9 protein-coding genes are annotated in these 14,121 nt (G+C 42.7%); 6 read left to right on the top strand and 3 right to left on the bottom strand.

From position 1 onward, the window contains the following. Window positions 1-5: 5 nt before the first annotated feature. Together B4C48_RS01860 and B4C48_RS01855 are read right to left on the bottom strand one after the other, a co-directional pair. Window positions 6-2,075: a putative bifunctional diguanylate cyclase/phosphodiesterase gene (locus B4C48_RS01860; protein WP_291353691.1), complete on the bottom strand. Its 2,070-nt coding sequence runs from the start codon at window positions 2,073-2,075 to the stop codon at window positions 6-8. A gap of 359 nt (window positions 2,076-2,434) precedes the next feature. Beyond that, window positions 2,435-4,633, bottom strand: coding sequence for a carboxy terminal-processing peptidase (locus B4C48_RS01855; RefSeq protein WP_291353688.1), 2,199 nt, complete (start codon window positions 4,631-4,633; stop codon window positions 2,435-2,437). 197 nt (window positions 4,634-4,830) lie between these two features. Between B4C48_RS01855 and nagZ the strand changes: the two genes are divergently transcribed. Both nagZ and B4C48_RS01845 read left to right on the top strand, forming a co-directional pair. Further along, the gene (gene nagZ, locus B4C48_RS01850) at window positions 4,831-5,853 is read left to right on the top strand and encodes a beta-N-acetylhexosaminidase (protein WP_291353686.1); all 1,023 of its coding nucleotides are present in this window, start codon (window positions 4,831-4,833) and stop codon (window positions 5,851-5,853) included. A 135-nt stretch (window positions 5,854-5,988) separates the two neighbouring features. After that, on the top strand, window positions 5,989-6,849 hold the full coding sequence (locus B4C48_RS01845) for a class I SAM-dependent methyltransferase (RefSeq protein WP_291353685.1): 861 nt from the start codon (window positions 5,989-5,991) through the stop codon (window positions 6,847-6,849). Window positions 6,850-6,879: 30 nt separating this feature from the next. Here B4C48_RS01845 and B4C48_RS01840 read toward each other — a convergent pair whose 3' ends face one another. Further along, window positions 6,880-8,211, bottom strand: coding sequence for an alpha/beta fold hydrolase (locus B4C48_RS01840; protein WP_291353683.1), 1,332 nt, complete (start codon window positions 8,209-8,211; stop codon window positions 6,880-6,882). A 303-nt stretch (window positions 8,212-8,514) separates the two neighbouring features. Here B4C48_RS01840 and B4C48_RS01835 point away from each other — a divergent pair, with 303 nt between their 5' ends. From B4C48_RS01835 to pta, 4 genes are all read left to right on the top strand, one after another. Then, window positions 8,515-9,780, top strand: a complete 1,266-nt coding sequence (locus tag B4C48_RS01835) for a glutamate-5-semialdehyde dehydrogenase (protein ID WP_291353681.1) — start codon at window positions 8,515-8,517, stop codon at window positions 9,778-9,780. Window positions 9,781-9,906: 126 nt separating this feature from the next. Further along, a complete protein-coding gene (locus B4C48_RS01830; RefSeq protein WP_092820838.1) occupies window positions 9,907-10,308 on the top strand; it encodes a hypothetical protein in 402 nt (133 codons plus the stop codon). A gap of 313 nt (window positions 10,309-10,621) precedes the next feature. Next, complete coding sequence (locus B4C48_RS01825; protein ID WP_291353678.1) at window positions 10,622-11,845, top strand: acetate/propionate family kinase; 1,224 nt, start codon at window positions 10,622-10,624, stop codon at window positions 11,843-11,845. A gap of 53 nt (window positions 11,846-11,898) precedes the next feature. Next, window positions 11,899-14,040 carry a phosphate acetyltransferase gene (pta, locus tag B4C48_RS01820; RefSeq protein ID WP_291353676.1) on the top strand — a complete coding sequence of 714 codons (2,142 nt, stop codon included), beginning with the start codon at window positions 11,899-11,901 and terminating at the stop codon, window positions 14,038-14,040. Window positions 14,041-14,121: the final 81 nt, after the last annotated feature.

The raw sequence follows: 14,121 nt of genomic DNA, 5'->3' as shown, positions 1-14,121 counted from the left end.
CAATCTTAAGTAAATAATGCCTTGTCCATTTTTTCCAGACGTTTCACATCCATCGGCATTCCCAGCAGAAAGCCCTGCAACTGCTGACACCCCAAACGGGTCAGTATGTCTGCCTGCATCGGTGTTTCGACCCCTTCAGCAGTGACCACCAGACCCAATTTGATCGCCAATTGAATAATGCTTTCTAAAATCATTTCATCTTTTGAACCGACGGCCAGGTCGCGTATGAATTCGCGATCTATTTTCAATTCATCTACGGGCAAATTCTTCAAATATAAAAAGCTGGAATGTCCGGTTCCAAAGTCATCAATGGCCAGTCTAATACCCATCTGACGGAGCCGCTCAAAACTTCGAATGGTCGAATCAACATGATGCATGGCGGTCGATTCTGTAATTTCGATAGCCAAATGATTCGGATTAATCTGATATTGATTAAATAAATTTTCCAGCGTGGAAAACAAATGCTTATGCTCAAATTGCACGGCAGATAAATTCACCGCAAGAGGAAAATAATTTGACTCATTTCGTTCCCAAATTTGAATTTGCTTACAGGCTTGCTCTAATGCCCAATAGCCCATTTGAATAATCAGTCCGGTTTTTTCAGCCCCGCTAATAAACATGTTCGGCGTCAACATTCCCAAACTTGGATGATTCCAGCGAATCAGGGCTTCTACCCCACAAATGGCATAATTTTGAGTAGTAAATTTGGGCTGATAAAACAGAACAAATTGTTGTTCCTCAACTGCCTTATACAGATCATTAATGAGTTTGGTCTGACTTTTGGTTTCCTGTTGATCGACACTGTAACTAAAAACGGAATATGTGTTTCTGCCTTGATATTTTGACATTAACATGGCTGCATCGGCATTAATCAGCAGATCCTGCAAATTATTGCCATGATCTGGATACATGGCTATACCAATACTGCAGGAAATATTAATCTCTTTCCCTGCGATTAAGAAACTGCCCTGAATCTGCCCCAATAGCTGTTCTGCTTTTGCAATTGCCTGATCGATAGTGGCCTGTTCCAGCACCATCAAAAACTCATCTCCCCCAATACGGAGCAGTTTTTCATTTTGCTTCAGGTGATGCTGAATACGGGTAGCCAGTTGCACCAGCAATTGATCACCCACATGATGTCCAAAGACATCATTCACCGCTTTAAACCGGTCTAGATCTATATAAATAAAAGCAATTTTATTATCGCTATAACGATGATCGGTAAATAAAAAATGTGAATATTCTGCCAGGAATAAACGGTTGGGTAATTTGGTTAAATTGTCCTGTACGGCCTGATTGGCAAGCTCTCGATTAGCTTTAGAAAGCTGTTTATTTCGGATTTCCAGTTTTTGTTCCATTACCGCAACACATAATGCAGCAAGAAAAATTAAGCTGGTAACTAAAATAACACATAATAAAATTAGTCCTTGCCCGGTTTGATAATGTGTAACCGGCTGATCTGCCGCAATAGCATAAAAAACAATTGCCCCCATCCCGACATAGTGCATCCCAACAATGGTCAGCGCCATCATCAATACCAGGGAAATCTTGATCATCAGCTTTTTTTGTGCTGCATTTTTATATTTAAAGGTGAGCCAGAACGTTAAACCTGCCCCCGCTATTGCAATTAAAACGGAAAAAATGGTCAGCAGAGGATCGTAATAAAGGCGATGCTGATTTACGACCAGTCCCATCAGGCCGGTATAGTGCATTCCGGCAATTCCCATCCCCATCAGTACCGCACCTAAAACAAGCCGGCCAAAAGGTAAGGTTTCTCTGGTAGTCAACCAAATGGCAAAAGTTGATGCCATAAATGCAATCACATACGAAACAAAAGTAAGTCCATAATCAAAAGAGTAATCTGCCGGTAAATGACAAGCGAGCATGCCGGCAAAGTGCATACACCAAATTGCGGCCCCGAGCATCAGACCGCTAATGATGAGCAGCATTTTTTCATATTTCTGACCCAAGCCACGAAATAATAATTGTTCAAGGGAAATTGTAAAATAACAGGCCAAAATAGCCACAACTATCGAAGCAATTACCAGGCTAAAATCATAATGTATATGAACCATATTTAGTTCCGTATAAGTTATCTTTCTTGTTTTAATCCACGTGATTCATACTCTTTATACAATTAAAAAATTTTTATCTTTTAAAGAGTAATTATAAAAACAATCAATTAAAACAAGAATCTAATACTCTTCTATTTTGGTCAAGTGATAATTACTCTATTCTTTTTTATTTCTAATTTATTCATTTTACAAAAGAAACCTAGTTCAATATTTTTACCATTATTCCTACACTGTTCATATTTTTTTTAAAATTGTTCTAAAAGCAATTTTTTTCTTTTCGTGCATACATAAATAAAAAACCAGTCAGATCAACTGACTGGTTTTTGAATATTTAAAATAAAAATACCGAATTACAACTTCTACTGACTAGCAGCTTTAGAGGATTGTAATTTTGCATAATCCAATAAAATATTGGCAGATTCGGTAACAAAGGTTTCTTCTTCCGCCAAAGCCGGTCGTTGGTTTGCCTTCATTTTTGCACGAGATTCAATCAAGGCATCAACTGAAGCCTGATAGCTTTCCCAATTGGCATAAGGCTTTTGCCCGGTTAAGCTACGACGTTGATTTTCCGCCTCTAGCGTTTTCTGCTCAAGTGCATTCAACTCGGCTTTGCGTTGATCAATATCCAGCACTACACGCTTTTGCTCATCGGTTTTTTTCGCAATGGCTTTACGTTGCTCCAGATATTTAAATTGGGGATCAACACTTACCCGCTGCTGTGACATTTGCGCCAGATTTTGCACATAAGGTTGTACCGAACCTTCACGCTTAAATGGTGCCGTTGGAATGGTATCCCATTTCAAGGCATTCTTGGCTTTACGCTCGCCAAACTCTTCGTTATAGATATCCACCAGTTTGATGTCTGGGACTACGCCTTTATTCTGGGTACTTCCCCCAGTCACCCGGTAAAACTTACGCTGGGTCAGGGTAGCCTGACCATAGGCCAAGGTATCCAGTTGCACCTGAGCTGTACCTTTACCAGTAGTGGTACTACCAATCACGATTCCGCGCTCATAATCCTGAATCGCCGCAGAATAAATCTCACTGGCCGATGCTGATGCCAGATTAATCATGACTGCCAGTGGACCTGCATAAGTTTGTGCACCACCGTCATCGTCTTCAAATACGCTGACATTGCCATTACCGTCTCGAATTTGCACCACTGGACCGGACTTGATGACCTGTCCCAACATGCGGGCAACTTCTTCAAGTGAGCCACCGGGGTTATTACGCAAATCGATAATAATCCCTTCTACATTCTTGGCTGCCAGGCTTTTTAAAGCATTGTTGGTATCTTCAGAAACTGAACGATAATCCGTACCGGCACGGCGCGCACGATAATTCAAATAAAACGACGGAATTTCAATCACACCAAAGATATGATTTTTACCATCACGTTTGATCTCTACGGTACGTGAACGGACACCGGCATCTTCTTCCTGAATCACATCACGAACCAGACTGACTGTACGTGCCTGCCCCATGGATGCACCCGCTCCCAATAAGCGCAGGCTGACCTTGGTTCCGCGCTTGCCACGAATCAGACCGACTACTTCATTACTGGCCCACCCGACGACGTCCACCATTTTATCGCCGTCTTGCGCTACGCCAATAATGCGATCGCCGGGCTTGATCTGACCTGACTTGCTGGCCGGCCCACCTTCAACAATGGTTTCAATCTTGGTGTAATCTTCATTACCGCGTTCAGGACGAATCGAAACCCCGATCCCTTCTAATTGCAAGGTCGTCTGACGGTTCAATTCCATCGCATCTACTGGCGGGAAATAGTTACTATGCGGATCATAAGTCAGCATCATCGCATTCAAAGTCTTGTCCAGGACATCATCACTTTTCACACGGCTGGCGCGTTCAAGCTGGCGAGTATAACGCTTGGTCAGAGTTTGAACTGGCGTTAAATCTTCAGGGCTTGCCAGATCCTGACCATTAGCCAGTGTCGGATCATCCTTTAAGGCTTTTTGCTTCGCCAGCTCTTCTTCTTTACTGATGGTCAAGTTAATCAGTTGAGATACCAGCATTTTTTGCCAATGCTTACGCTGCTCTTCAGCAGTCGCAAAATAAGGTGCTTTTTCCCGGTCAGTTTCAATATAAACATTTTTTTGTTTCAGATTTTGCGGCTTTTTCAATTCCGCCAACATAAACTCATAAAACTGTTTTAAGCGTTCACGATACTGTGCATGAATTAAATACGGACCCGATAAATCTCCAGCTTTTAAAGCCGCCCCAAAATTTGCACCATACTTTTTCTTATATTGTTCTACTTCAGGTGCCAAAAATAATGAGTGATCTGCGTCCAGACTATCCAGATAAAAATCCAGAATACGATTAGACGTTGCTGCATCAAGACGCTGATTTAAATAATGCTGACGATCCACCAAAGTCGCCAATTGGCGCGAAACCAATGCCTGTTCTTGGGTAGGTTGAATCGATTGAGAAACTGCCTCTGTATTATTAGCTGCAATTGCCTCGTTCATTACATGAGAAAAGAAAAATCCTCCAGTCGCAATTGCAACTGCACAAGCTAATGTCTGAAGTTTCATAAATAATTCGTACTTCCTTGGTCTTTGACCAATATTACAACGTCATTTTTCAACATGAATCGAGTATATTCAAAATCTTAAACAACTTAATATGTATGTCGTGTAGTTTTATCATATTCTGTACTGTCAAAATGTAGCAAATCATTGCAGAATTCGGGTATTGTTTTTCTTTATAAAATTCCAACACGGACACCGATATGATTGGCGCATTGATGCTAGACATCGCTGGCACAGAACTTACTCAAGAAGATATTGAACTATTACGAGCACCGCAAGTAGGTGGCATGATTTTATTTTCACGAAATATAGAATCACCACAACAAGTTCGCGCTTTAACCGATCATATGCGTCGTATCAGACCGGATATTTTAATTGCCGTCGATCAGGAAGGTGGTCGTGTACAGCGTTTAAAACAGGGCTTTACCTTACTTCCTGCCATGGGACGTTTGGGTGAACTTTATCTGACCGAACCTGAAAAGGCCGTTGATTTAGCCGAGCAATGTGGCTGGTTGATGGCTACGGAAGTACTCGCAGTTGGTATTGATTTTAGTTTTGCACCGGTACTGGACTTGAACGATGTCAGCGATGTCATTGGCGACCGTGGGTTTGCCAAAAACATTGCTGATATTGTTCCGCTTGCCAGTGCGTTCATCAAGGGGATGAAGCGTGCAGGTATGGCCAATACTGGCAAACATTTCCCGGGTCACGGTTCTGTTCAGGCAGACTCGCATATCGCCGCACCAGTCGATTCACGTTCTTATGAGGAAATCTATCAAAAGGACATGCAGACTTTCATTCAGCTCATGCCGCAACTGGATGCCTTGATGCCTGCGCATGTGATTTATGACCAGGTCGATCCAAATCCTGCTGGTTTCTCCCCTTACTGGATTCAAAATATTTTGCGTCAGCAACTCAACTTTGATGGCGTGCTGTTCTCCGATGATTTAACCATGCAGGCAGCTTGTGTTGCCGGTGGTGCAGATGCACGCATTCAGGCTGCACTTAAAGCCGGTTGTGATATGGGACTGGTCTGTAATGACCGCTCAGCAGCATGTACAGCATTAGAAGGGATTGGTGATTTACCTTTACCTAACCAGGCACGTCTGGAGCATATGAGAGGGAAAATTCCAGAAATTACGGTTGGAGAATCTTTGGACTTGGGTTCGGAATGGCAAAAAGTTCGTGATAGTATCGAAAACTTTAAAAAATCATTGAATTAATACGACAAAAGGAACACGACAAGGTGTTCCTTTTTCTTTATGATAAACACAAATAAGCCAGGTTCATTCGGTAACAAACCCAACAGAAAACAGTAATACATTAAAAACTAAAAAAACAGATAAGGTCAGGATGACATGACACAACAACTTTCAGAACATCGACATATTTCATTTACGGCCCATTACACCGGATATATCTGGTACACCATGGGCATTTCTCATCCCGTTTTTGCTACTTCTAAAGGGAAAATGCTCGCCAAGCTGGTTCACCCTTTAGAAAGCTGGGCTGAAAAATTTGTTGGTGGCAGTATGCGTACTACATTGAAACAACGCCACCGCATGATTGATCAGCATCTGACTCGGCTGATTGAACAACACTCGGATTTACAAGTGCTTGAAATTGCCAGCGGACTTTCTCCGCGTGGCTGGAATTTCCGGCACAAGTTTCCCCATATTGATTATCGTGAACTTGATTTACCCGATATGGCAAAAGTTAAAACCCAAGCTCTAAGACAGATTGATGTCCATAGTCCGGAAGTTTTATCCGTAGATTTATTCACGGCTGATTTTGAACAGGCTTTTCACGTATTTGATCCGAATCGCCCCTTGGTGGTGATTAGTGAAGGCCTGATCAACTATTTTAATAAAGACATGTTGTTACAACTACTTCAAGCTATTTACCGTTACGGTCAAAATTTTAAAGAACTGCATTACCTGACCGATATCTATCCAGAACCAGTCAAAAATAAACTGGCCAATTTTATTTGGGCCAGCAGCAAATTACTGAAATGGATGTCCAAGAGTGCATTCAGTTTCCATTTTATTAATCCTCAGCAAGCGCAGGATTTTTTCCAGCAAGCTGGTTTCGAACAGGTCAGTATTGTACAACCGCAGCAGTATTTTCAAAATCCGACTGTGCCCTTCCCCTCTGATGAAGAACATTTGGGTGATCTGGTCTGGATGATTCATGCAAGCAAAAAAAACAGCGTTATATAACGCTGTTTTTTATTGCAACTTAACCACAAACTAACTGACTGATTCTAAAACCGTCATCACTTCTTTTTGTCGTTGCACATAACGCAGTAAACGTTCAGCCACCTCAAAACTGCCATGCTTGAATAAAGCACGAACGCGTGTTGCATGAACTTCGAAAATTAAGCACTCAATTTTAAATTGGCCTTCTTCATCTTCCAGATGCAGAGCCAAGTCACGTGGGTACTGTCCAGCTTTTTCTGCCAATCCAGAAGTAAACTCCAGTAAAACGCCAAAAAAGTTTAAATCCACAATACGGGTAGACAATTGCAAATCTGAATGACGATGCGTCAATACAGTCATTGGTTTTTGTACAGCAATACGTTCTTCGCCACGGCGCTCCAGAGTCAGCAGCTGTGCACGTGTCATCGGGATAATCCCTTCTACCTCATGAATAGATTTCCCTTGCAGGAATGTTGCAAACAGACCCATGGTTTCTTTACGGCGCTGTAATTGCGGTACATGGTCGGCATTGGCAATCATGGCAAATTCCATATCTGGACATTGCAAAGCAAAATTGGCATTTTCATGCGGCAAGGTAAAGCTGTCGTATTGTCCACATGCCACCAGGACTTTACATTGCGGAATGGGTACATCGGTTAAACGCAATAACCGGCTACAGTTGATTTCATAGCGGTCTTGCTCGGTTGCAGTAAATTCCGCCATCTGTTTAAAGAACAAACGCTTTGCTGTTGGTGACATGCGGGTTTGATCGATTTTGGCGTGATTGACCAGATACAAAATCACTGCCTGACCAAACTCATCCATGCGCTGTTCATTCATTAAATGTAAAGACTCTTCCAGCAACATACGCCAGCTTTTACGGGTCTTTTGCATCACGCCCATCAAGATCATTCGATCAATCAATTCAGGACGTTGATGTGCTAAACCTGAAGCCACCACAGAGCCTAAAGACATCCCCATGACTGAAACTTTGGGAAGATTTTCTACATCTAGCCATTCACCGAGCATACGAGCCAAATCAGGTAATTCCAGTGTTCCTGCAGAAATGCCGGTATCGCGATTGGTAATTTGTTGATTGGCACCCATGGAAGGCAGATCAATTAAAATGATTGGCCCGGCACTCAGTAATTGTTCAACACAATACTTATAAGAATTAAAATTTTGGAATGCCCCACCCACAATGACAATTGGGGTGTTGTGAATGGTTTCTGGCTGAGCAATTGCCATATATTCAATTTTCCAGCCATCAATCCATGTGGTACGGGCTGGTTCTTTAAAACTGTTCCTATGGTAAAGATCAAAAAAACCAAAATTTGAGTTTGATTCTTCTACTTCCGAGTCCATTTGGATCATGGAATTCATATCCCTTCCTCCATTCTTGCCTTATTGTTATTTTGCAAGAAAATAAATATAGAATTTCTGCGCCATACTGCTTCCATTCTTCGCTGTAATTATCAGACGTCACTGTCTTTATTATTTCATAATATACAGAGGATGCTGACTCAAGCAACTGATTCTATGACCACTTATCTAAATTTACCTATAAAAGGATTTCAAAATATTAACAGCCGGAAAGTTTCAGGGACTTTTTTCTGAGCAGATGCTTCATTGTCGGGTTCCAGACTGTTACTATCGAAGGTGTAATTTCTAAGTGATCAAACCGCTATGCAAGATTCGATTGAACAATATATGCAAACGGTAGGACAACAGGCACGCCAAGCTTCTCGCGTGTTAGCAAGCGCTTCTACCCAAACAAAAAACAATGCCTTATCTGCAATTTACACTGCATTACAAGACAGTGAAGCTGCAATTCTGGCGGCCAACCAAATCGATATGACCAAAGGTCGTAACAATCATTTGGATAGTGCATTACTTGATCGTTTAGAACTTACCCCCAGCCGCTTTAAAGGCATGCTGCATGGCTTGAAAGATGTCATGAATCTGGTTGACCCGATTGGTGAAATCACGGATCTGGCTTACCGTCCTTCAGGCATTCAGCTCGGAAAAATGCGTGTGCCTTTGGGTGTTGTCGGCATGATTTATGAATCACGTCCAAACGTTACTCTGGAAGCTGCTTCACTGGCTTTGAAGTCAGGCAATGCCATTATTTTGCGTGGTGGTTCGGAAGCGCTAGAATCCAATAAAGCCATTGCCAACGCCATTCAACATGGCTTAAAAGCTTCAGGCTTACCTGAAACTTCGGTACAGGTGATTAATACTGCAGATCGTGCTGCAGTCGGCCACCTGATTACCATGTCTGAATATGTGGATGTCATTGTTCCACGTGGAGGCAAAGGACTGATTGAACGGGTTAGTAATGAAGCTCGTATTCCGGTAATTAAACATTTAGATGGTAATTGCCATGTCTTTGTTGAAGCACAGGCTGATTTGCAAAAAGCCCTGCCGATCGCACTGAATGCAAAAACCCATCGTTATGGCGTATGTAATGCCATGGAAACCTTGCTGGTTGATGAGAAGGTTGCTGAAGATTTCTTGCCAAGCATTGCTGAACTGTATGCAGAAAAACAGGTTGAACTGCGCGGCTGCCGTGAAACCCAGCGCATTCTCGGTTCAAGCGTAAAACCGGCCAGCGAAGAAGATTGGTACACTGAATATTTAGGTCCAATTTTGGCGGTTAAAGTGGTGAGCGGGATTGATGAAGCGATTGATCATATCAACAAATATGGTTCACATCATACCGATGCCATCATTACTGAAAACTATAGTCTTGCTCGCCAGTTCCTGGCTCGTGTCGATTCAAGTTCAGTGATGATTAATGCCTCTACCCGTTTTGCTGACGGTTTTGAATATGGTTTGGGTGCTGAAATTGGTATTTCCACCGATAAAATTCATGCTCGTGGTCCAGTCGGTCTGGAAGGTCTGACGTCACAAAAATGGGTTGTGTTTGGTGATGGTCAAATTCGCCAGTAATTCTCCTATTTAAAGTATATTTCAGTGTTCAGCTTCAAGCATGAGGCTGAACACAGTCACTACATTATCCCTGTCTTAAATTTCGTAACATGATAAAAATAATGAGAAAGATAAAGGGGAAATCGCATGTTTTATTATTTGATCATTTGTACCTTCTTACTGGCATTGCTGGTGTCTTTTGCAGTAATGAAAATTTTTTCTAATTCTATTAACGCCATTCTGGCCCGCATCATTCACGATCCGATTCATGAAGCTTGGGCAAAATACACCAAATTTGCTGGCATGGTGGTCGGCACTTCGTCAGGCATCCGTATTTATGATATGGAAAAATACATCACCCCGCTGACTTACACGGAAAATGACAAGAAAATTGTGATTGAACTGACCCAAGAGCGTTGGGTACTGGAAATTTACCGGACGATTATTGAAACATTACAAGGTTTGGCCTGGATGATGCTGGTGTTTTTTATGGTGGCGTTGATTGCTTATGTCATCGTACGCTGGTCAGAAATAAAATATCAAAAGTAGGCATTAAAATAACCTTTATGCTCTGCTCAAGTTGGCATGTACATGCTAGGCTGGGTATAAATGCAAAATAGACAACTGATGATTCAGTACTATTTTATTAATAAATGAAAACTATCAACTGATAAATTTTAATTATTATTGTTTTAGCGGTCGATAGTGCTTAAGTCTAATCTCCTAAAGTCTAGCTTGTGACAATAAAAAAGCTCATGGTACAACTATTAAACAGATCGAAAGATGCATACTAAAATGAATATCGACGATCACGGGTAATACAACAATTCAAGTACGAAAATTTTTAGTTAAGGAATACCTCATGCCTAAATCAGTATTAGTCATCAATTGTGGGTCATCTTCAATTAAGTTTGCATTATTGCTTGAAGACCAAGAATTCCGCATCCATGGTTTAGCTGAAAACTTAGGTACACCTGAAGCACGTATTAAAGGCGTGACAGTAGGCAATGAACCTGTTGATATTCGTATTCCCAATGCTGATCATAAAGAAGCGCTTGAAGTCGGTTTGGCGCGTCTAGCCAACTATAAGCCTGATGCCATCGGTCATCGTATTGTCCATGGTGGCACGCTCACCAAAGCTGAATTACTGACTGACGACATTATTGAAAAAATTCGTGCAGCGACGCCACTTGCACCGCTACACAACCCTGCGCATTTAGTCGGTATTGAAGCCACCCAACGTCTTTTCCCGGACTTGCCGCAAGTAGCCGTATTTGATACCGCATTCCACCAAACCATGCCGGAACACGCGTTCCGTTATGCATTGCCAAAATTCTTATATACCGAGCACAATGTACGTCGTTACGGCTTCCACGGTACCAGCCATGCTTATGTATCTGAACGTGGTTCAGAATTGGCGGGCAGCTTTAAACAAGGTGGCTGGTTAACGGCACACTTGGGTAATGGTAGCTCGACCTGTGCGATCTGGAATGGTCAAAGTGTCGATACTTCAATGGGCTTAACCCCACTTGAAGGCATTGTGATGGGCACCCGTAGCGGTGATGTCGACCCAAGCTTACACAGCTTTCTTGCCAGTAACCTGGGTTGGGATGTCTATAAAATTGACAAGATGCTAAACAAAGAAAGTGGTTTGCTGGGTTTATCAAACAATCTTTCAAATGACATGCGTACCCTGATTGAAGCCTCAGAACAAGGCAATGAAGATGCCACGATTGCGATTGAAGTATTCTGCTACCGTCTTGCTAAATCTTTGGCTGCATTGAGCTGTGGCTTGCCACGTCTGGATGGTCTGTTCTTTACCGGTGGTATTGGCGAGAACTCGGCGTATATCCGTGAAAAAACCATGGCTTACCTACCTCATTTCGGTTTCAACTTAAGCAAAGAACAAAACGATAATTTGAAACGCGGTACAGAAGGTCGTATTGATACAGGCACAGGCCCTCAAATTTGGGTCATTCCAACCGATGAAGAAGGCCGTATTGCCAAAGAGACTGCGCACGTTGTAAAAGGCGAGGTGAGTCAGGCAACGGCAAAAAAGTCTGAAGCAGATGTAGCGATGGCTTAAGTCATCGCATATTTTACAATGCGATTATTCATCCTTTTATTTAGAATCAAACTATGAAAACAATTTTACTCGTGCCAACTGGGGAAGGTGTAGGCTTAACTTCGGCCGGCCTAGGCTTAATCTATGCTTTGGAATGCCAAGGCATAAAAGCTGGTTTTCTGAAACCTTTTTCACAAGAACCGCAGCAAGACTTTGATCGCTCAACCGCACTTTACCGTCATTTATCGAATAGTGGAACGGTAGAACCGATTCCTTATACTCGTCTCACTCAGCAGCTCAGCTTAGGTGAAACTGATGAATTGCTTGAACAGGCTGTTCATTTGCACCGCCAAATTGCCAAAAAGCATGACCTGATTATTGTGGAAGGTTTGGTTCCAAATCATCGTGATGCCTTTGCTGCAGAACTGAATGCGACATTAGCTCAAGCACTGGATGCTAAAGTCATTATTGTCAGCAATGCAGACATCAACAAACCTGAAGTTGCGGCAGAAAAAGTTGAAAATCAATTACGCTATTTGGGTGGAGCAGCCTCTACCCGTAATGCTGGCGTATTGTTTATGCGAACCAAAGGCTTAGCCAAAGATTCAGCAGAAATCCCAGTCACGTTTAATCCAAACTTGCGTTTAATTAGTGATACCAACAAATTTGCTGCACAAATTCAAAAAACCCATGCCCATATTGGTTCTGAAAAACTGCCCGTGATTGGCCTGGTTCCTTTCAGTAACACCTTGAGTGTGCCCCGTATTTCCGACCTGGCAGCCCATATTTCAGCAAGCTGGATTAACCAGGGTGAAGCAGCCACACGTCGCATGTTACACAGCAGCCTCATCACTGCAAATATAGAACATGAACTGACTAAGTTTGTTGCAGGCGAACTAATTATTAGTGCCGCTGACCGAATTGACGTTTTATTGGCCAGCAGTCTGGCCAGCAGTAATGGTATTCCTTTGGCAGGATTGGTTTTAACTGAATATGCTGAGCCGAATCCCGCTGTTTTAGCATTTTGCCAGTCGGCCATGAACCATGGCTTACCGGTTCTGCATACTGAATTAAGTGCTTTTGAAACTGCGCAAAGTCTCGCAAATCTCAGCAATGAAATTCCAGTCGATGATATCGAGCGTGCAGAACAAGTTTCACGCTTCGTGTCTAGCCATATTAATGCGGACTGGATTGCTCAGCTGATCAATGGTTCATACAAAGCACGTTTGTCCCCTTCTGCATTCCGTCATGAACTGGTGCAAAAATCAATTGCGGCGAAAAAGCGTATTGTCCTTCCAGAAGGGGATGAACCGCGTACTATTCAAGCAGCAGCAATCTGTCAATCTCGTGGGATTGCCCACTGCATTCTGCTGGCAAAACCTGAAGCTGTGGTTGAGGCCGCTAAAGCACGTGGAATTGAATTACCGCATGATTTAGAAATTCTGGATCCAGACCTGATTCGCGAAAATTATGTCGAGAAAATGGTCGAGCTACGTAAAGGCAAGCTCAACGAATTGCAGGCACGTGAACAGCTGCAAGATACCGTGGTACTGGGTACCATGATGCTGGCTCTGGCTCAAGTCGACGGCTTAGTGTCGGGTGCGGTACATACCACTGCCAATACGGTTCGTCCTGCATTTCAGCTAATTAAGACCGCACCAGATTACTCACTGGTATCTTCTGTGTTCTTTATGCTGCTACCGGATGAAGTCTATGTTTATGGTGACTGTGCCATCAATCCGGACCCAGATGCAGAACAACTGGCAGAAATTGCAATTCAGTCTGCCGACTCTGCCAAAGCATTTGGTATTGACCCGCGCATTGCCATGATTTCGTATTCAACCGGTACCTCTGGTGCAGGTGCCGATGTAGAAAAAGTTGCGAAAGCCACTGAAATTGCCAAGCAACGCCGTCCAGACTTATTGATTGATGGTCCATTGCAATACGATGCAGCATCAGTTGAAAGTGTCGGTCAATCTAAAGCTCCTGGCTCACCAGTTGCCGGTCGTGCCAATGTATTTATTTTCCCTGACTTGAATACCGGCAACACCACCTATAAAGCAGTACAACGTGCTGCAAATGTGGTGAGTGTAGGCCCAATGCTGCAAGGTTTAAATAAACCGGTGAATGACTTGTCACGTGGTGCTTTGGTGGATGATATTGTATTCACAATTGCTTTGACTGCGATTCAGGCAGAGCAGCAAGCTGCTCAATAATTTTTTAATTCAAGTTTTCCGAACCATCTGATTGAAAAATCGGGTGGTTTTTTTTATGGGGTGTTATTCCCAAGTAGAAAT

The sequence above is a fragment of the Acinetobacter sp. UBA3106 genome (assembly GCA_002365595.1).
In the GTDB taxonomy this organism is placed as follows: Bacteria; Pseudomonadota; Gammaproteobacteria; order Pseudomonadales; family Moraxellaceae; genus Acinetobacter.
This window is presented reverse-complemented; position numbering and strand designations above follow the sequence as displayed.

Excerpts from the sequence above, each read along its gene's own strand:
- B4C48_RS01860 (WP_291353691.1), bottom strand. The coding sequence starts at position 2,075 with ATGGTTCATATACATTATGATTTTAGCCTGGTAATTGCTTCGATAGTT.
- B4C48_RS01855 (WP_291353688.1), bottom strand. The coding sequence starts at position 4,633 with ATGAAACTTCAGACATTAGCTTGTGCAGTTGCAATTGCGACTGGAGGA.
- nagZ (WP_291353686.1), top strand. The coding sequence starts at position 4,831 with ATGATTGGCGCATTGATGCTAGACATCGCTGGCACAGAACTTACTCAA.
- B4C48_RS01845 (WP_291353685.1), top strand. The coding sequence starts at position 5,989 with ATGACACAACAACTTTCAGAACATCGACATATTTCATTTACGGCCCAT.
- B4C48_RS01840 (WP_291353683.1), bottom strand. The coding sequence starts at position 8,211 with ATGAATTCCATGATCCAAATGGACTCGGAAGTAGAAGAATCAAACTCA.
- B4C48_RS01835 (WP_291353681.1), top strand. The coding sequence starts at position 8,515 with ATGCAAGATTCGATTGAACAATATATGCAAACGGTAGGACAACAGGCA.
- B4C48_RS01830 (WP_092820838.1), top strand. The coding sequence starts at position 9,907 with ATGTTTTATTATTTGATCATTTGTACCTTCTTACTGGCATTGCTGGTG.
- B4C48_RS01825 (WP_291353678.1), top strand. The coding sequence starts at position 10,622 with ATGCCTAAATCAGTATTAGTCATCAATTGTGGGTCATCTTCAATTAAG.
- pta (WP_291353676.1), top strand. The coding sequence starts at position 11,899 with ATGAAAACAATTTTACTCGTGCCAACTGGGGAAGGTGTAGGCTTAACT.